At 34.1% G+C, this 20052-nt stretch carries 16 protein-coding genes; 10 read left to right on the forward strand and 6 right to left on the reverse strand.

Annotated features, from left to right (window positions below; all coding sequences use genetic code 11):
* Nucleotides 1–107: 107 nt before the first annotated feature.
* Nucleotides 108–1280 carry an MFS transporter gene (locus QQS35_RS15430; RefSeq protein WP_331490795.1) on the reverse strand — a complete coding sequence of 391 codons (1173 nt, stop codon included), beginning with the start codon at nucleotides 1278–1280 and terminating at the stop codon, nucleotides 108–110.
* A 201-nt stretch (nucleotides 1281–1481) separates the two neighbouring features.
* Here QQS35_RS15430 and QQS35_RS15435 point away from each other — a divergent pair, with 201 nt between their 5' ends.
* The 3 genes from QQS35_RS15435 (at nucleotide 1482) to QQS35_RS15445 (ending at nucleotide 3977) form a co-directional block, all read left to right on the forward strand.
* A complete protein-coding gene (locus QQS35_RS15435) occupies nucleotides 1482–1874 on the forward strand; it encodes an OsmC family protein (protein WP_285933111.1) in 393 nt (130 codons plus the stop codon).
* Nucleotides 1875–2478: 604 nt separating this feature from the next.
* Nucleotides 2479–3111 (forward strand): YczE/YyaS/YitT family protein, encoded by a 633-nt coding sequence (locus QQS35_RS15440; RefSeq protein ID WP_285933112.1) that lies wholly within the window; start codon nucleotides 2479–2481, stop codon nucleotides 3109–3111.
* Between the two features lie 71 nt (nucleotides 3112–3182).
* Nucleotides 3183–3977: a YfkD famly protein gene (locus QQS35_RS15445; RefSeq protein ID WP_285933113.1), complete on the forward strand. Its 795-nt coding sequence runs from the start codon at nucleotides 3183–3185 to the stop codon at nucleotides 3975–3977.
* A 34-nt stretch (nucleotides 3978–4011) separates the two neighbouring features.
* On the opposite strand, the gene QQS35_RS15450 is transcribed toward QQS35_RS15445, so the two are convergent.
* On the reverse strand, nucleotides 4012–4872 hold the full coding sequence (locus QQS35_RS15450; RefSeq protein WP_285933114.1) for a mechanosensitive ion channel family protein: 861 nt from the start codon (nucleotides 4870–4872) through the stop codon (nucleotides 4012–4014).
* A gap of 272 nt (nucleotides 4873–5144) precedes the next feature.
* Here QQS35_RS15450 and QQS35_RS15455 point away from each other — a divergent pair, with 272 nt between their 5' ends.
* The 3 genes from QQS35_RS15455 to pdaA all read left to right on the forward strand — a co-directional run bounded on the left by QQS35_RS15455 (nucleotide 5145) and on the right by pdaA (nucleotide 7667).
* On the forward strand, nucleotides 5145–5294 hold the full coding sequence (locus QQS35_RS15455; RefSeq protein ID WP_285933115.1) for an SE1561 family protein: 150 nt from the start codon (nucleotides 5145–5147) through the stop codon (nucleotides 5292–5294).
* Between the two features lie 207 nt (nucleotides 5295–5501).
* Nucleotides 5502–6806, forward strand: coding sequence for a Na+/H+ antiporter family protein (locus QQS35_RS15460; RefSeq protein WP_285933117.1), 1305 nt, complete (start codon nucleotides 5502–5504; stop codon nucleotides 6804–6806).
* Between the two features lie 72 nt (nucleotides 6807–6878).
* The gene (gene pdaA, locus QQS35_RS15465) at nucleotides 6879–7667 is read left to right on the forward strand and encodes a delta-lactam-biosynthetic de-N-acetylase (RefSeq protein ID WP_285933118.1); all 789 of its coding nucleotides are present in this window, start codon (nucleotides 6879–6881) and stop codon (nucleotides 7665–7667) included.
* 60 nt (nucleotides 7668–7727) lie between these two features.
* Here pdaA and QQS35_RS15470 read toward each other — a convergent pair whose 3' ends face one another.
* The 3 genes from QQS35_RS15470 to QQS35_RS15480 form a co-directional block, all read right to left on the reverse strand.
* Nucleotides 7728–9824 (reverse strand): RNA degradosome polyphosphate kinase, encoded by a 2097-nt coding sequence (locus QQS35_RS15470; protein ID WP_285933119.1) that lies wholly within the window; start codon nucleotides 9822–9824, stop codon nucleotides 7728–7730.
* Nucleotides 9825–9898: 74 nt separating this feature from the next.
* Nucleotides 9899–11446 (reverse strand): Ppx/GppA family phosphatase, encoded by a 1548-nt coding sequence (locus tag QQS35_RS15475; protein WP_285933120.1) that lies wholly within the window; start codon nucleotides 11444–11446, stop codon nucleotides 9899–9901.
* Nucleotides 11447–11640: 194 nt separating this feature from the next.
* Nucleotides 11641–13029 carry a tetratricopeptide repeat protein gene (locus tag QQS35_RS15480; RefSeq protein ID WP_285933121.1) on the reverse strand — a complete coding sequence of 463 codons (1389 nt, stop codon included), beginning with the start codon at nucleotides 13027–13029 and terminating at the stop codon, nucleotides 11641–11643.
* Nucleotides 13030–13237: 208 nt separating this feature from the next.
* On the opposite strand from QQS35_RS15480, the gene mbcS reads away from it, so the two are divergent.
* Entirely contained in the window at nucleotides 13238–14815 is a 1578-nt protein-coding gene (mbcS, locus tag QQS35_RS15485) for an acyl-CoA synthetase MbcS (RefSeq protein ID WP_285933122.1), read from the forward strand.
* Nucleotides 14816–15273: 458 nt separating this feature from the next.
* Nucleotides 15274–17406 carry an ATP-dependent Clp protease ATP-binding subunit gene (locus QQS35_RS15490; RefSeq protein ID WP_285933123.1) on the forward strand — a complete coding sequence of 711 codons (2133 nt, stop codon included), beginning with the start codon at nucleotides 15274–15276 and terminating at the stop codon, nucleotides 17404–17406.
* 28 nt (nucleotides 17407–17434) lie between these two features.
* Here QQS35_RS15490 and QQS35_RS15495 read toward each other — a convergent pair whose 3' ends face one another.
* The gene (locus QQS35_RS15495; RefSeq protein WP_285933124.1) at nucleotides 17435–17989 is read right to left on the reverse strand and encodes a GNAT family N-acetyltransferase; all 555 of its coding nucleotides are present in this window, start codon (nucleotides 17987–17989) and stop codon (nucleotides 17435–17437) included.
* Nucleotides 17990–18154: 165 nt separating this feature from the next.
* Here QQS35_RS15495 and QQS35_RS15500 point away from each other — a divergent pair, with 165 nt between their 5' ends.
* Both QQS35_RS15500 and QQS35_RS15505 read left to right on the forward strand, forming a co-directional pair.
* Nucleotides 18155–19048 carry a ComEC/Rec2 family competence protein gene (locus QQS35_RS15500; RefSeq protein ID WP_285933125.1) on the forward strand — a complete coding sequence of 298 codons (894 nt, stop codon included), beginning with the start codon at nucleotides 18155–18157 and terminating at the stop codon, nucleotides 19046–19048.
* A 75-nt stretch (nucleotides 19049–19123) separates the two neighbouring features.
* Nucleotides 19124–19981 carry a dimethylarginine dimethylaminohydrolase family protein gene (locus QQS35_RS15505; RefSeq protein WP_285933126.1) on the forward strand — a complete coding sequence of 286 codons (858 nt, stop codon included), beginning with the start codon at nucleotides 19124–19126 and terminating at the stop codon, nucleotides 19979–19981.
* The last annotated feature ends 71 nt before the right edge of the window (nucleotides 19982–20052 follow it).

The following is a 20052-nucleotide window of genomic DNA, read 5'->3' on the forward strand; positions in this document are numbered from 1 at the left end:
TTTTATAAACAGGAAATTATAAAATCTTTTAGGTGTGGATAGCAATGCAGAAACAGCTATGTACAGATTCAGTACTTTCCATAGTGGTGTGCAAGGCGCCTGCTCTTTTATTTTAAAAAAGAAGTGCTCGGACCGTCCCCTCGCTTACATAACAGAATGACAAGCACAACAAATAGTAAAGTGCTGAGAATGTGAAAGAAACTGACCTTTTCAAAATATTGAATAAAGAAACCGCCAAAAAATGGCCCTCCTAAACTTCCGAAACTAAACGCAATCCCACATAATAGATTTCCTGTTGGCAATAAATTTCTAGGCATTAAATCTGTCATATAAGAAATTCCGAGTGAAAATGTTGAGCCAACTGCCATTCCTGCAATAAGAATACATATAAAAAGTACTAGGAACGATTGTTCCATGAAACTTGCGATGAAAAAGCTAGTAAATCCAATTGATAATACGAGTTTTAGGATGGCTTTGCGACCATATTTATCACTTAACATTCCAAGCGGTAGTTGAGTAATGATTCCACCAACAGCAAATGTCGTTAACAGTAACGAAACATTTCCAACTTCAACACCAATACGTAAGGCGTATATTGGAAAGCTGCCATTTAGTGAAGACTCTAAAAAACCGTAAGCCATGGGTGGTAAAAAGGCAATCCAACCAAATTTTAATGCTTGTTTAAAACGACTTGCAGTTCTCATGAAAGAATTGATTTCAATCCCTTGTTCATTATCAGGGAATTCATTTTTAAGGAAAAATAAGAAAACCCAACCAATAAAACATAGTATGGAGGAAGCGATGAATGGTATCGATTCATTAATATTAACTAAAGGGGTCATCAATGGACCCATAGCAAAACCTATACCAAAAAATAAACCATATAACGAAATATTTCTACCTCGCTTATTTTCTGGTGAAAAAGAAGTAATCCATGTCTGTGTGGCAAAATGTAATGCATTGTCACCAATTCCTATCAAAAGCCTTAGAACAAACCAAAACCAAAAGGATTTCCAAATAGGGAATAATGCTAAGGATACGACAACAATAAGTCCTCCATATATAATAATGGACCGATAACCAAATTTACGTAAAGGTTGTTCCATAAAAGGTGAAGCAATTATTATACCGATATATAATGCAGTAGCATTAATCCCATTTAATGAGGATGATACACCACTATTTTCAAATATAACTGCAATTAATGGAAGTAACATTCCTTGACTAAAACCAGATATTGCGACAATACTAACTAAAATCCAAAATCTAAAATTTTTCATATGTATCTCCAACATTCTTTTATATTGTGTTACACTTTTTACCAAATTTAACTTTTACTTTTAAACAATAATAACAATGTAATATGACAGGTGAAAAAGGTCAAACATAAAGCGTACCATGCTTGCTACTTAAACATTAGGTTAGACCTTAACGAAAAGTGGTAAGATTGATAGTAGATACTTAAAAAGGGAGTAGATAAAATGGAATTTGTTTTAAATGAATCTGGTGTTCGTACATCACTTCCGTATGGTTTGTTAGAAATATCAGGGAATGAAGATGACGGATTTCGTCCTTATCAACTGATGGTCGCGTCCATTGCTGGTTGTAGTGCTTCTGTATTTAGAAAAATCCTAAACAAGCAACAAGTAGACCTTGATGATTTTACTTTAACAGCTGAAGTGGAAAGAAACGCGGAAGAGGCTAATCGAATTGAAAAAATTCGTTTGCATTATGTAGTTAAAGGAAGACACTTAGATGATGATAAGCTTTACAAAAATTTGGCGGTGGCAAGAAAAAACTGTTCAATGATTAGATCGGTGGAAAAGAGCATTCTAATTGAGGAAAGTCTTGAATCCATAGAGCTTAGTCGATAAAATGAAAGAGCCATTCTTTTTGGATAAGGTGGCTCTTTTTTATTGTTGTTAAAAAACTTTTAGACATAAATTAATATAAAGTCTGTACTAGAGCACTTGCCCCGCTCCTCAAGCAAAATCGACTCTCTTTCCGCAGACACAGCTTAAACTAACTCAGAAAAAAACCGCTTCTGAGTGGATCTTCAGCTCCTGGGACTGCGATTACTCGCCCCAGCGAAAACATTTGTCCTGGGGTAAGAGCAGCTTCCGAAAACCCCACAGGGTAAGGAAAGCTCCAGTGAAATGACATCGCACGCAGAAAAAGTATTGTTCTTTTTCAAGGAAATGGTCTTTGTTAGCGAAGAGGCTAAGGTGCTGCCCCCGGAAAGGGACTGTTTTTCCGTGGCGTTAGATTTTGCACTCATCTCAGAAAGGGTGCAAGGAAGTTACGATAAACTTAGTGCAAACTTTGTATCAAAGGTGACATAATAGCAACAAAGTATACGGCAAGTGGCAAGTGCCTTTTATTAAGTAGTTGGGTGATCCAAGTACATAATACAAGATTAGAGATAATTGTGCAGTTTTACAAAAGAGTGTAATGATTTGAAGTGGGGGAGATTGGAATATGATTAATTTTAAAACGAAAATTTTATTTTTTGTAACAGGCTTGATTGTACTTTCTTTTGGTATTTCATTGACAATAAAAGCAGATTTAGGGGCTGGGGCTTGGGATGCATTAAATGTTGGTCTATCCTCGTTAACGGGCCTCACTGTGGGAAATTGGGTTATAATCATGGGTGTTATCTTGATGGTTGTTAATGCACTAATTGGTAAAGAACGTCCAGACTTATTTTCTTTAATTACCATATTTGTTATTGGTTTTATGATCGATTTTTGGCTATTGATTGTAATGACGAACTGGCACTTAGAAGGCTTCTTGATTCAAGGGCTTTCACTTATGGTCGGAATAGTAATTTTAGGTTTTGGAGTTTCACTATATTTGCAGCCAAAACTATCGTTAAACCCAGTTGATGGTTTAATGGTTGCTCTTCAAAAAAGGTTTAAAATAAACTTGCTAACAGCCAAAACTATTACAGAGGTATTTGCTTTATTACTTGCTATTTTACTTGGTGGACCAATTGGTATAGGTACATTTATCATCTTACTATGTATAGGGCCTGTTATTCAGTTGTTTGAACCATTTGCTAAAAAAATGTTAAATAAATTTACGCCAGTTGAAGCTATACAAAATGATTAATATCTATTGTGTTGAATAACTTTCTAACGTCCCGAAAATACTAATAAAAAATTAGGAAGGGATTGGGACACATGAAAAAAATGGTTGCAATAGTTATGACTATTATACTTTGTATGAATGCTCCTTTATTAATAAGTGCTAAAGAAGCTAAGCCTAAAGAAAAGGATCATAATAAAATACCAAGTCATGTACTTAATATTTCAAAAGAAAATACGTATCCAAATTCTACAAAGGATGAAATAATTCTAGAAGCAAGTGATTTAGTTGAAGAATTAATTGAAGAGGCAGATATTGAAATTGAAAATCCTGATTTGATAAAAATGTTGAACGAAACATCTTTGAAGCCTTCACCAATTGCCATTGGTTACCGTGGTATGATTTATATGGGCCATTGGCCGTTAAGTTACAAATCAGATGAAACAAATATAAATTGGGAATACCAAAAAATTAATACAAATCAATTGAACAACATTGGTGGTAATAATCAAAAAACGATGAGCTATAATCAAGAAGAAGAGAAGCATGTAAAAGGTGGATTAACAGCAAAAATAGATAGCCCTGATCAAATTAAAAAGATGTTAATTTTAAATGCAAAAGAAAATACAGATTTACCGTTATCTTTTCAAACAGTTGTAGGAAAAAATACAAAAAAAGATAACACATATGCCATACCGGTTAAGAAAATGGGTTACTTAGATGCATACGCTCCAGCAGTTAGTGAAAAAGGTCAAGTCACATTTGGTGAAGTATATATAAAATTAAAAGGATCCAAGAAAGAGATTGAAATAAGAAATGTTACAAAACAGGGTATTGGAGCTTGGATACCTATTCAAGATCATGTTTCTTTTTCTTTTAACCTAAAGTAATTAAAAAAGCCCCTTTTGGGCTTTTTCTTATTCATCATTTAGATTCTGATTGTCTCATATCGATATGTTGTTCTGCCATTTGAATTTTTTCTTCAAATAAGGTTTCGGCAATAATTCTCCTTGTTTCTTTAGCAGCAGTAAAATAGAAATGGTCAACACAAAAACCAGTGACTGTATATTGATACCCGCGGAATTGATTATTCAGCGAAGATACTCCAAAAAGGGCGAAAGGCTCAAGTGGTTTCCCATCTAAGTCCGTTAATAAATAATGACCTAACTCATCATTTAACCGAACGCAAACTTTCTCTAATAAATAGAAAACCTTTTTTGGATCTTCATAAAAACTTACAGTGATATTTTCGATTACACGCATCTTGTCCATATTGTAATTCTCAATCGCTGTAATCTGCCCATTGCTTAATGTAACTAATACTCCAGACCACTCGCGAATTTTTAGGAATCGCAGACCAATATCTTCTACAACACCCTCATATGTATTGTTCACCTTTATCCAGTCACCTTGGTGGAGTTGTTTTTCGTACAAAAGGAAAATACCAGCCAATAAGTCTTTAATTAGACTCTGTGCACCAAATCCTAGAATGATACCAAGTACCCCGGCACCAGCCAGTATTTTTCCGACCTCTATTCCTAATATACCTAATAGATAGATGATGAATCCGAACGTAGCTATATATTTTATAATTGAATTAAGCATAGATTCGATTGTTCGTTCTTTCTTTTCATCAATGAAATTAGTTCTTCCAAAAAAAGTACTAATCACCTTTTTAGAAAAGATAACAAATAAAAAGGCTATTAATGCTCCTATAATAATGAGGGATACTTTGTTAGTGAAAATTGGATTAACATATTGCTCCATAACTTCATTTACTGTCATTTTTGTCCTCCTAAAAAGAAATACTGAGTGCCTATTATAGCATTATTCATCGAATTAACGGGCAGTTATGATTTAATATAAGAATAGAAAATCCGTATTTCTAAATATGATAAAAATAATCAGAGTATGGGAAGCCTAGACATAGATCATAAATTCTTATAGGATGAATAGTGTATTATTTGTATTATTCTCTTGTAGATTAGTGTCTTAGATAGACTGTTATCGTTAGAGTTAAACTATTCATACAATCATTTAATTAAAGGGGTAAACCGATGACACAACAAGCGAAAATAGACCAATTAAAAGTGCAATTATCAGGATTTCTAGAACAATTAGAGAGCCTGGACCCAAGCAAGACATCTGTGGAAGATATAGACAGCTTAATCGAAATAATTGAGAAATTAGAAGCAGATTTACATTGAAAAAGAGACATTATTGATGAATATTTCTCATAGTATTTAAAGAAAACCCACGTGCTTCATGTAGTCAAAAATGTTTCTCGGTCACTTCTTCTTCGATTATAAAACCGGTAAGAAATTACCGGTTGATTTTTTTATAACACTACTTTATCATGGTAAAGTGTTATAGAGGTAAAACATAGATAAAACTTTGAAGGGGAGCAACATAAAATGGCTTGGGTAGTTATTATATCTGTTCTTATTATGACAGTATTAAGTTTGTTACGCGTTAATGTAATTGTTGCTATTACTATCGCAGCATTATCTGCAGGATTGATGTCCGGTTTATCCTTGATTGATTCCGTGGATTTGTTTGTAGCTGGTATGGGTGGACAATCTAGTACAGCACTTAGCTACATCCTATTAGGTGCTTTTGCAGTTGCAATCAGTTATACAGGAATTACCACTTTACTGGTGCATTCACTTGTCAAGATCCTGACAGGTAAAAAGGCGATGTTAGTATTAGCAATTGCAGGGATTGCATCGTTGTCGCAAAACCTTGTACCGGTGCATATTGCATTTATTCCAATCTTAATTCCACCGTTACTTAAAATATTTGATGAAATGAAATTGGATCGACGAGCAGTTGCTAGTGCATTGACATTTGGACTAAAAGCGCCTTATATAATGATTTCTGCTGGATTTGGATTATTGTTTCATGAGACGATTTTAGAAGGTATGAAGAATAATGGAATGAGTATTACGGTCAATGAAATAGCTTTGTCGCTTTTGATTCCTGGTTCAGGAATGATTGTCGGTCTATTGATTGCTGTTTTTATCACGTATCGTAAAGATAAAGCAATAAGTAACACCGACCATGAAGTGGTTAACATGAAGGAAGGTAGTGTTACTCCGAAGTTTAATGTGAAGCACTTGCTAACAATTGTAGCGATTATCGCTGCTTTAGTAGTACAAATAATTACAGAAAATTTAATTTTAGGTGCTTTAACAGGACTTATACTTATGTTTATATTTGTTGTTGTACCGTTTAAAAAAGGTGACACCGTCATAAGTGAAGGTGTGGCGATGATGGGAACTATAGCATTTGTTATGTTAGTAGCTTCAGGATTTGGCCACATTATTAAAGAAACTGGTGCTGTAAATGAGTTGGTCGGAATGTCTATGAATATATTAGGTACTAACAAGCCACTTATTGCTTTTACGTTACTGCTTATTGGTTTAGTTATTACAATGGGAATTGGCTCTTCATTTGGTACCGTACCAATTTTGGCTGCTTTATATGTTCCTATTTGTATTGCTGCAGGATTCTCACCGTTAGCTACTGCTGCTTTAATTGGAACAGCTGGTGCTTTGGGTGATGCTGGTTCACCGGCATCAGATAGTACGTTAGGTCCAACCTCAGGTCTTAATGCAGACGGAAAACATCATCACATCTGGGATACATGTGTACCAACTTTTCTGCATTTTAATATTCCATTATTCTTATTCGGTTGGGTTGCTGCTTTAATTCTTTAATTTATTGTATTGTTTTTGCATATTATCATCTTCACTCAGAGAAAATAAGAGAAAAAATTGGGTGATAATATGATGAAGAAACATTTTGTTTATGTGTTAATACTGTTATTGATATTGGTATCCTTTCCGTTTGCAGTTCAAGCAGAAAGCTATGGATGGGGATTTAAAAAAGGCACCAATCATCAACCGCCTGAAGTCGGTAAGTATGGTAATATTCTTGAAGAAAATGGTGGCTTTTATTTAGATAAGTCAGGTGATAAGGTTGTTTACTTAACTTTTGATAATGGCTATGAAGAAGGATACACTGAAAAAGTACTCGACGTATTACAGAAAAAGAAAGTTCCTGCTACATTTTTCGTAACGGGACATTACGTTAATGACCAACCTGACTTAGTAAAACGAATGGTAAATGAGGGGCATATTGTTGGAAACCACTCGAATCATCATCCTGATTTTACGTCTTTAACGAAGCAAAAATTAGAAAAAGAGTTAGCTTCCTTAGAAGAAAAGGTAGCTTCCATTACGGAACAGGATTCAATGAAATATGTTCGTCCACCAAAAGGTGCCTTTAATGAAGATACAATCCAATGGGCTAATGAATTAGGCTACATTCACATGTTCTGGTCGTTGGCATTTGTAGACTGGAATACGAACAGTCAAAAAGGTTGGCAACAAGCTTATCAACAAGTTATAGATCAAATACATCCAGGTGCTGTAATTCTTTTACACACGGTGTCAAAAGATAATGCAGAAGCTCTAGAAAACCTTATTGATGACCTCCGTAAACAAGGCTATTCCTTTAGAAGTATTGACGAGTTAGTATTAAAAGATATGATTCCAAAATCAATATTTGGTATGTAAATGTAAAAAGCCTTTGCCCGTTATTTCGGCAAAGGCTTTACTCAATGTTAGAGTGTATTACTATTCCTCGTCATCTAATAAGCGATAGGCCATGTTATATAAAACCATCTGACTATCAATCACTTCATTATCAGATTCGGGATAGATATGACGATAGTTCCCATTGTTAAGTTGAACTCGGGTCTTCACGTTATCCTGAAGCATAATTAACAGTGTCTTTTTAATACGACTTTTAATAGCACCTTCATAAATAGGAAACAATATCTCGACTCGTTTCACCATGTTTCTTGTCATTAAATCTGCTGATGATAAAAAGATTTTTTCTTCGCCATTGTGATGAAAATAATATATTCGACTGTGCTCTAAAAATCTGCCTACAATACTATGAACGCGGATATTATCACTAATATCTTTTATTCCTGGTCGCAAACAGCAGATACCACGGATGATTAAATCTACCTTAACGCCAGCTTGAGAAGCTTCATAAAACTTCTTAATTAAGGGTTTGTCAGTTAATGAATTCATTTTGGCAATAATTCGCCCATTTCCATTGGTTTTATGGAACTGAATTTCATCATTGATATATTTTATTAGATTACTTCGAATATCAAAAGGAGCCATTGCTATATGATGAAACTTAGGTGTTTCGGTATACCCACTTAAATAATTAAAAAAGTTAGTTGCATCTACACCAAATTTACGTTTGGTAGTAATTAAGGACATGTCCGTGTAAAAGTTGGCTGTTTGGTCATTATAGTTTCCGGTACCTAGATGAACAAACCGTTCTATCTTACCAAAGCGCCTCCGCACAATCAGGGTAATTTTGCTATGTGTTTTTAAAGCGTTCATTCCGTAGATTACGTGGCAACCAGACTTTTCTAACTCTTTAGCCCACTGAACATTCTTTTCTTCGTCAAACCGAGCTTTTAATTCCACAAGAACGGTTACTTGTTTACCTTTTTCTGCCGCGCGTTTTAATCCTGCAATAATAGGAGAATCCCCACTCACACGATATAATGTTTGTTTAATTGCTAATACATCAGGGTCATCAGCTGCTTCTACCACCAAATCAATGACAGGTACAAACGATTCATATGGATGATGTAAGAAAATATCTCTTTTTTTGGCTGCTTCAAATACACTTTCCTTGGGCTCTATATCACGTGGTGCCTGGGGTATTAACGTTTGAAATACGAGGTGGTCATGATCAATAAATAAATCATTGTAAAATTTAAAAAGAAAACTCAAATCTAAGGGGCCTTTAATGTAGTATAGATCTCCTTTATGGATTTCCAAAACATGTAGTAAAAACTCAACAATGTTCTGATCATACTTTTCCTTTCGTACTTCTAAGCGAACAGCGCTACCCCATTTTCTTTTTTTAAGTTCTTTTTCAATTTCTTTTAAAAGATCTCTTGCTCCTTCTTCGTGAATAGTCATATCGGCATTTCTTGTAATCCGAAATTCAGTTATAGAAAGTACCTGATATCCTTTAAAAAACTTATGAATGAAAAAACCGATAAGGTCCTCTAGGAAAACGTATTCGTTATTATCATTAATGTTAATATATCTATCTAAAAGGGCTGGTACTTGTACAATTGCTGTTTTTCGCTTTAAATCAATGTAATCATCTTGTTTTTCTAACACTACTGCAATGTTAAGTGATTTGTTTAAAAGCATAGGAAAAGGTCGATAGGCATCAATAGCCATTGGTGTTAATACCGGAAATATATGTTCATCAAAATACTCTTCTAGTTTAGCTAGTTCATGGTGCGATAAACTATCAATAGATAAAATCGATATACCTTCACGATTTAAAGGGTCTTGCATTTGATCGAACGCATTATATTGTTCTTCAACTAATTGATGATTAAGCTGAGAAATTCTTTCGAGTTGTTGTTTTGGAGTTAATCCAGATTTGTTGTCCATTTTATTAAAACCAGCTTTAACCTGATCTTTTAGTCCGGCAACGCGTACCATGAAAAATTCATCTAAGTTGGAAGTAAATATAGCTAAAAATCGAAATCTTTCTAACAGTGGATTATTGTTATCAAATGCCTCTTCTAATACGCGTTTATTAAAGTCTAACCAGCTAATTTCACGATTATTGTAATATAAAGGATTGTCTAAATCCTTTGCCTTGTCTAATATTGACATCCCCTATCATCCTTTGTCGATAGTCTCTCTTATCTATCTTACTAGGTATACTATTCAAGTCTATACTTTTTATGTTAAGTTTTTGTAAATTTTTGTCTGTTATCTACAAACTGAAGCTCAATATTCTTTTTAACCGTTTTTTCAAAATGTTTTTTTTGTTTTTCTGCTTGATATGCTTCTGGCATCCAATCTTGATTACAATACAACGTTATCTTTATATTGTCTTGTGTGGATTCACATTCAAAATCTTGAACAACTTGTCTTTTTGTTGCATCTAAGCAATAAACGAATTTTAGTAAGGAACCTAAAAAACGTATCTTTTTTCGTTCTTCTTTTAAGAACCAAGATTTGTATGGATATATAAATTGTTTAAAAACCGTTTTATTCTTAAAGGATGCAATCAGTGCTAACTTTAACCTTTCCATGTGCAATAAACCATCTATTGTGCGATTAGCTAATAGATAGAAGGTATGTTGAGCACTTGATTCTGAATCAATATAATTTCCAAGGTTGAATACATAGCTTGCTCGTTTTAGTAAAGTCCAGTCTTTTGAAGTTAAAGAACCAATTCCTTGTTCTTCAAGATAAGCAAACATTTTTCTCGTAAGATATTGAACGTGAATTATCTGGCTAGGATTTAAGTCGTAGTCGTTAATTAACTCTTGAATACTATCTTCAAGAACGTTAGGGAATATAAAAGATCCTAAGTCTTTAGATAATTGTTCATAAAAGACGCCATCTCTTAATCCCTTTCTACTTAAAATGAAGCTATCGGCTTGCATGGTTTGATATAAACACTGAAATACTTCAATAGCAGGGATGATAATATCAGCCCGGTCTTTTGAAAGTCCCTCTACTTTTTGTAACTTACTAAAAGGTAAGCTAGCTAAATAGTTACCTATCTGGATAATATCACTTGCTTGCATTTTATATTGATGAAGCCCCGCTAATGGATATTTTTTAATGTTTTGATCGATCTGAACCAAATTACGGGCACTTCCTCCAATACCAATTAGTGGTATGTTTTTATTTTTAATCCAAGGAAGTGAATCAAATTGTTCTCGTAAAAACAGATTTAATTTTACACATTCATCTTCCTTCGGTTTTTCGTTTGTAAAAAATTCCTTTAATGTCAGTGCACCAAAAGGAAAACTGTGGGAGTGAATTAGTTTTCTATCTTTGAAATAAGTGAGTTCAGTACTCCCGCCACCAATATCAACGGTAATTCCTTCTGTAATGGAGGTGGAGTTAACTACTGCTAGATAACCATAAAATGCTTCTTCGTGTTCAGAAAGTATGCGCATGGTAAAGCCGACTTCTTTATTTAAAACCAACTTTATTTCATCTTGATTTGTTGCTTGGCGAATCGTTGCAGTTGCTACACAAACGATTTGTTCTAACTGATAAGTGTCTGTCACTTGTTTAAAACCATGTAAGAATTGAGTTAAGGTGCGGATTCCTTGGGCAGAGAGCTTACCATCATCGTCAAGATGGTTCCGTAATCGTGCTACTGCTTTAACATTCTCTACTTCTCGTAACCGACCTGCTTTTTCTTGGAGATATACTACTAATCGCATTGTGTTGGAGCCAATATCAATAATCGCATAAAATTTCTTGTCCATTATATCACCTGTCCATCTTCTTAATAGATTGCACATAGTATATCATAGCTATGATTTAGTTTTAATGATTGATTTTATTATGAAACGTATTGAGGAATAAATTTGCATTCCTCATTTGATAAGGATAATCCATTGCTCAGGAAATACACAAAAAAACCCCATTCCTAATTGAAGAAGTAATGGAGTTAATAATTTTATGATGTTTTTTGCATTTGAATTAGCAACTGTTGATAAGCAGATGCTTCTTCTTTATTGCCAATTTCGTTAAGCGCTTTTGTTAATGACTGGACTGGTTTTGGATCACTTGGATTTAATTCCATTTCCCATTTAAAGCAGTCAACGGACTTTTCGAATTGATGAAATTCTAGATATAATTGCCCAAGCGCATACTGTTGATCGGGATCATCTTCGAGCGTTTGCATTTTTAATAACTTTTGCTCAATAGGAAGATGGATTTTTGCCTTGCGATATGGAGAAAACCATTGGAGGATAGTATCTAAACTATGCTCTCGCAAAAAAGATGAGACAAAAACTGTTGTTAAAGATTCTAGTGTTTTATGATCGTTAGAAACTAATTGAAGCAACCGCTCGTTTGAATTATTGATTAACGGCGTAAGGTTTGAGGGGTCTGCCTTCTCTATACTTATCTTAATACTTTCAAGCTGTTGTTTGTTTGGTTGATAATCAGATGTCATTACAAGGTCAACCGCTTCATTATGTCTACCTGAGTGAATTAAATGGTTTAAGACGGTTTCTTGTAAGTTTGGATTATTATCCGCTTGCTTTGATAACAATTGTAATAGATCTGTTTGCTCCTCCTCGTTAAATAATGTAATCATCTCTTGAATAATCGCAAAATTTTCAGATGAATAGTCAATGTTGAGTAAGTGAATTCTTAATGCAAGTTCATCAATCCAGCGCTGTTGTTTTTTATATAACTCAAGAAGTAAGTTTACATGCTTCTTATTTTTTAAATTATCAAAGCTAACTATTTCAAATTGTAAAGGGTCTTTTATATATACTTGATTTAAGTTTTCATAGGATTGGTGGTAGGAACGGAATTGCATATTATTGATCATGTCTTGTGCAAAGCTATCTTTTTTATCATGATGTATGTATATAAGTAATAATTGAAAGGCTGCAAGCATTTGCCCATTTCTGCGGTACTGATAATAGGTTTTTTTTAGAAGTTTCTTTATGGAATCTTGCGCGGTGAAGGAATCAAAAAAAGTGAAGATTAACGCGGTCTCTAACTCAGTGTACTTTTGTTGTAACTTTTTGAATAGTTGATTAAAGGTTTGTAAATGGAAGGAGTCATGTTGACGTATTAGCGCGACTGTTAATGGATGCTCTCCATCCATATGAATACCATGTGTAAAGGCACGGTGTACGTATGAATTAATTCCTATCTGATTGGAGCTTGTTCCATTTATATAATCATTTTTATAGAAAAACAAATAATAATAATTATGATTAGAATCTCTAGCCTCGACTATCTTGCTCTGTTTATAAAAGGTCATCTGTTGTGCAGTTAATGTAAGCTTTTTTTTGTTTAAAGTCACATGGAGTTGATTTTGTTTCATCATTAATCCCTCCTTATTTGGTTTTATCATAACATACTAATAAAAAATATGCTTTCCGAATTTATAATAGTTTTTGTTTCTAACTTCTATTGTAATAGGATTACTTGCAGATTTCTTCACTGATGATTATAAACCTGTTATAATTACGTAATTAGGACCTGATACTAAAAGTTGGGACCTATTACTAACTTGTAAAAGGGTGATCACATTGAAAAAAGAGGATTTAATTGCCCCTGAAAATTATAATATTGTAATGGAAATGGAAGAATTCGCTAAAGACCCTAACAGAAAAGCTTTAATTTGGCAGGATGATCAAGGTAATTCAGAAGAAATAACGTATGAGAGATTGATTAAGAACGCAAATAAAATAGGCAATGTTTTTAAACAGAATGGGTTAAAAAAAGGTGATAAAGTCTTGGTGATGATGCCTAGGCTAATCGAAACCTATCAAGTGTATATTGCTGCACTAAAAGCAGGAATTGTATTAATTCCAAGTTCCGAAATGTTACGGACAAAAGACTTACAATACCGAATAACACATGGGGAAGTAAGTGGAATTATTAGTTACTATCCATTCGCGAACCAGTTTAATGAAATTGAGCAATTAGATGAATTGATTACATTTTCTGTCGGGAAAAAAGTTGATGGTTGGAACGATTTAGATGAACAAATGGCAAATAGTTCGGATCAATTAGAAACTGTTCAAACAAAAAGTAGTGATACGGCCTTTTTACCATATACATCCGGTACCACTGGTCACCCTAAAGGTGTCGTACATACACATGCTTGGGGTTATGCACATCTAAGAACTGCTCCCGCAAATTGGTTGAGTATAAGTGAAGGGGACAAAGTTTGGGCAACTGCTGCGCCTGGTTGGCAAAAATGGGTATGGAGTCCACTCCTTTCTGTATTGGGTTCAGGGGCAACCGGATTTATTTACCATGGTAAATTTGATCCGAAAAGATACTTAAGTTTACTCGAGTCCAATAAAATTAATGTACTGTGTTGTACGCCAACAGAATATCGTCTAATGGCTAAGGTGGACAATCTTAATGAATATAAACTCCCCGAACTACATAGTGCAGTATCTGCGGGAGAGCCTTTAAATAGGGAAGTAATCGATACGTTTATGAATCATTTTAATGTTACGGTAAGAGATGGTTATGGACAAACGGAAAACACTTTATTGTTAGGATTCTTAAAAGGGATGAAAGTGAAACCAGGCTCGATGGGTAAGCCGACTCCGGGTAACGAAGTTCATCTTATTGACGATCAATGTAATCCAGTAGTTACTGGTGAAGTAGGAGACATTGCAATTCCTCTAGATACACCGGCTCTATTTAAAGAATATTATAAAGATCCAGAACGTACGAAAAAGGCGCAACGTGGAAACTATTATGTTACTGGTGATCAAGCGTCCATGGATGAAGAAGGATATTTTTGGTTCGAGGGTAGAAGTGATGATATTATTGTTAGCTCTGGCTATACGATTGGACCATTTGAAGTGGAAGATGCTCTAGTAAAACATCCAGCAGTAAAAGAATGTGCAGTCGTAGCAAGTCCAGATGAAATACGAGGTAATGTAGTGAAAGCTTACATTGTACTGCAGGAAACAATTGATTCAAGCAAAGATAATTTAATAAAAGAATTACAAAATCATGTAAAACAAACAACTGCACCATATAAATATCCGAGAGTAATAGAGTTTATAGAGGAATTACCAAAAACATCCTCAGGAAAAATTCGTAGAATTGAATTGAGACAAAAAGAACAAATAACAAAGTAATGGAAATGAGAGGGAATTTGCCTTTTTTCGTCTTTTAAGCTAATCATATGTTATGATAGATTAAAAGAATTCATTAGGGGGAGTAGTTCGTGTTAAAGGAACTAGCCTGGATTTTAGTTATTTTGTTAGCATTAGTACTGATACCTTTTGAAGTCGTTAGCGCAGAAATCAGCCAATATAAAATACCAATTCATGACGAGTGATTTTCATGAATTGGTATTTTTTTATACTATCAAAAATGATTAACTTTCTTTTTCGATAGTATAAGTGAAACTAGGCTTTTTCATAGAGACTTGGTAGTAAGCGAAGTTATAAAAAAATATACTAGATTCAAAAAAATTAATCAAAATACTTGAAAGTCAAAGATAGTCAAATTATAATGTAGTCAAAGGTCAAATATAGTCAAAGTCAAAATTGATCTTATAACATATACATTATTGAAGAAGGAGGAAGCGAATATGAAATGTCAACAGTGTGGTGTTCGTGAAGCTAATGTTAATGTTACCCTTCGATTTAATCAAAAAACTCAACAATTACATGTATGTGATACATGTTTTGAAGAAATACAAAAGCATACTAAAAATCCATCAGGGTTCTTTTCAAATCAGCAAGGACCAATGGACTTTAATAACTTCTTTACTGGTGCTGGTGGTCCAGCAGGATTTCAAGAAGCCAATGGTAATAAACAAGCATCAAAAGGTAATGGTGGTTTGCTGGACGAGTTAGGTAGAAATCTAACACATGCTGCTAAAGCAGGTCTAGTAGATCCAGTAATTGGTCGCGAAAAAGAAGTGAAACGTGTAATTGAGACGTTAAATAGAAGAAATAAAAACAACCCAGTTCTAATTGGTGAACCTGGTGTTGGTAAAACAGCTATAGCGGAGGGCTTAGCATTAAGAATAGTAGAAGGAAATGCACCATCGAAGTTACTAAATAAGGAAATTTATATTTTAGATGTTGCTTCACTCGTTGCAAATACAGGCATAAGAGGACAATTCGAGGAGCGAATGAAGCAGCTTGTCACTGAGCTACAAGAAAGAAAAAATGTGATTCTTTTTGTAGATGAAATCCACTTATTAGTTGGAGCTGGAACTGCAGAAGGTTCACAAATGGATGCAGGTAATATTCTTAAACCAGCGTTAGCTAGAGGTGAATTACAGTTAGTTGGTGCTACAACATTAAAAGAATATCGTCAAATTGAAAAAGACGCAGCACTAGAACGACGCTTTCAACCAATAATGGTTAAGGAACCTTCATTAGATGAAGCAATCTTAATCTTACAAGGATTACAAGAAAGGTATGAAGCATATCACAAAGTATCCTATACAGAAGAAGCTATTGAAGGTGCTGTAACTTTATCGAAACGCTATTTGCAAGACCGCTTCTTACCAGATAAAGCAATTGATTTAATGGATGAAGCGGGTTCAAGATTGAATTTAATTCAATCCGAAAATGATACCGATAGTTTACAACAACGATTAGATGAAATTGCAAAAGAAAAACAAGAAGCTGCAGAGAAAGAAGATTATGAGCGTGCAGCCAATCTTAGACATCAAGAATTAATGCTTGAAAAGAAATTAAATGATACAAGTGAACAGCCATCAGTATCTGTAGGATTAGAAGATATCCAACTAATTATCGAAGAAAAAACGGGTATTCCAGTAAGAAAGATTCAATCCGATGAACAATCAAAAATGAAAAACTTAGCAAGTAATCTGTCAGCTAAGGTTATTGGTCAAGACAATGCGGTAGGAAAAGTATCAAAAGCAGTACGTCGTAGTCGCGCAGGACTAAAATCGAAACACCGTCCAATCGGTTCATTCTTGTTTGTAGGTCCAACAGGTGTTGGTAAAACAGAGTTAACTAAATCCTTAGCAGAAGAGGTATTCGGAACAAAAGAATCATTGATAAGGCTGGATATGAGTGAATATATGGAAAAACACTCCGTTTCCAAAATTATTGGTTCACCTCCAGGTTATGTAGGTCATGAAGAAGCTGGCCAATTAACAGAACGAGTTCGTCGTAACCCATATAGTTTAATACTTTTAGATGAGATTGAAAAAGCACATCCAGATGTGCAAAACATGTTCTTGCAAATCATGGAAGATGGGCATTTAACGGATAGTCATGGTAGAATGGTTAGCTTTAAAGAAACTGTTATTATTATGACAAGTAATGCTGGTACTGGAGATAAGCAAATAACTGTAGGATTTAATAGTAGCAAAAATGATGCAATATCAACACTTGAGACATTAAGTGCTTATTTTAAACCTGAATTCTTGAACCGTTTTGATGCGATTATCCCATTTAATGAATTGGAACAAAATGATCTAATTAAAATTGTGGGAATTATGCTAACTGAACTTGAGATGAATTTAAAAGAAGAGGGATATAGTATTACAGTCTCTGAGCCAGCCAAACAATACTTGGCAGATAAAGGCTATGACCCAAGATTCGGTGCACGTCCATTACGTCGTGTGATTCAAGACAAAGTAGAAGACGGAATTACCGATTTAATTTTGGATGAGGAAGATATTGTAACGATTCACGTAGATGTAATGAATGATGATATAGTAGTTAAAAAAGTATAAAAGTTAACCCTTGATTATGTTTGTATAATCAAGGGTTTTTTCTATTTTCCCAATCCTCTTTAAGAATGGCATAGACGAAATGGTCAACAAATCCACTAGGTAAATTTTCACTTTGACGAAGTACACCTTCTTTGACAAAACCTAATTTTTCTGGGATTGCTTTGCTTTTGATATTGTCTGTAGCACAACGTATTTCAATTCGGTTTAATTTAAGTTCATTAAAAGCGTATTTTATTAGTGCTTTTGTTGATCTAAGCATAATTCCATTTCCAGTAAAACCTTCTCCAAGCCAGTAGCCAATACTTGTGGAATGATTTTTCCAATTGATTTCGTGAAAGCTAATAACTCCAGCAAGCTCATTCTTGTACCAGATTCCTGTAGTGAAACCATTATTTTTTGGTAATCTTTCTAGTGATGATTGAATAAAGATTTTCGAATCTTCGACATCTTTTGTTTCATCCACCCATGGTAACCAGGTTCTCAAGTGTGCTCTTGAGCGGCTTGTTAATTCAAATAAATCATTAGCATCACTTATATCTAATATTTTTAAATAGAGATGTTGATCAATACGATGTATAAACAAATGCGGCTTCCTCCTCAACTTTTAAAGGATATTATATAAGATTAAATCGAACTGTCAACAATTTCTAATAGTACGTATTCATAATTCAACATTAAAATGAGAAGCTAAAGAAAAACTGTGAAAAGAGTTGTAGCAGATTCTTATGGAAATGGGAGCGGGTGTCTCGTGTTAGAAGGTAATATAACAATTAAAGTACTCGCCTGGATATTTTTAGTGGTTTTAGTAGTATTCTCACCACTACGTGAAGTACATGGTTCTAATACTGAGAATGGGCAACAATTACAAGTTCATTTTATTGATGTTGGACAAGGGGACAGTATGTTAGTGGAAACACCAAATGGGAAGAAAGTTTTAATTGATGGCGGGCCACCATCTTCATCAGATAAGTTAGTTAAGTATCTAAAACAAGAGGGGATTAGAGATATTGACTTAGTAGTTGCCACACATCCAGATATTGACCATATTGGTGGTCTGGTGGAGGTGCTCGAAAGCTTTGAAGTAGATTTGATTTTGGATAGTGGTAAATTACATCATACCGAAACGTATTTCCGATATTTACAACAAATCAAACAACAAAATATACCTGTGAAAATTGCCCGGAAAAATGATGTCAAACAATTGGATAAGGATATTACATTAAAAGTACTGAATAGCTTTGGTTTTTTAAAAAACAATAATGAATCTTCTCTGGTATTCTTATTAAACTATAAACAAATTGATTTTTTGTTAATGAGCGATGTCGAAAATAAACAGGAATTAGAAATGATAGAGGATTATGACATACATGCAGAAATATTAAAGGTGGGCCACCATGGTTCCGATACATCTAGTTCGCTTTCATTTTTAAAAGAAGTTAAACCTGAAAAAGCAATATTGTCTTACAGTATAAATAATGATTATGGCCATCCAGTTAAAACAACGATAGATAAGCTATTAGATGTTGGTGCAACAATATATTCAACAGCTAAATCAGGTGATATTGTTATTCGTACAGATGGTTACTTTTATCACGTTGATGTAGCTGGTAAAGACCGGATTATATCAAGGGAAATCAGTTAATTATGCCTTTATTACCAGCCTTTGCTATAATAGAAGAAGATAGAAATTGTACAAGTTAAAGGGAGGTTTTTTTCCGTGTCAATAGAACCGCGGGAAAGTCTACAAGAAGTATCTTGTCAAAATGAGTATGATACCTTACAAAAAGTAATTGTCTGTTCTCCAGAATATATGAAAATAGGGAAGATTATCAATGAAACACAAAAACATTATCAGAATGAAAATATCGATGAAAATATTGCAACAGAGCAACATAATGAATTTGTAAATGTAATGCAGAATAATGGCGTTGACGTGATTGGAATTAGATCTCAACCTGATTTACATGAACAAGTCTTTACTAGAGATATTGGCTTTTGTCTTGGGGATCAACTCTTCACTGCTTCGATGGGAAGCGACGTTCGAGTACCAGAGATAGGAGAACTTAGAGCTGTTTTAAAACAACATGACTTTCCTTATAAAGACTTAGTTCAAAAGTCGATTGAGGGTGGAGATGTTATTGTCGATAATAATACAGTTTGGGTAGGAATTAGTAATCGAACAACATTTGAAGCTGTTGATGCATTAAAAGCGTTATTACCAAGCCATCAAGTGAAACTTCTTCCGATAGCAGAAAGAATATTACACTTAGATTGCTGTTTTAATGTTATCGGCCCAAATGTCGGTCTCGTTTACCCAGAAGCCTTAACAAAAGAAGACATGGATATATTGTCACGAGAATATGATTTAATTGAAGTGAATGAGGAAGAACAATTCACCTTGGGAACCAATGTACTTTCCATTGGTAATAAGAAGATAATAAGTATGCCAGAAAATAAGAAAGTTAATAAAGAAATGGAAAAGTTAGGTTTTGATATCATTGAAGTGGAATTCAATGAAATCATTAAATCTGGTGGGTCATTTCGTTGTTGCACATTACCAATACTACGTGGGTGAAAATGTCAGTTCAATAGCAACTGAAGGTAAAAATGAACCATAATCAAAAATTTAAAGAACGTGTGATAGTA

The sequence above is a fragment of the Aquibacillus rhizosphaerae genome (assembly GCF_030282825.1).
Classification (GTDB): Bacteria; Bacillota; Bacilli; order Bacillales; family Amphibacillaceae; genus Aquibacillus_C; species Aquibacillus_C rhizosphaerae.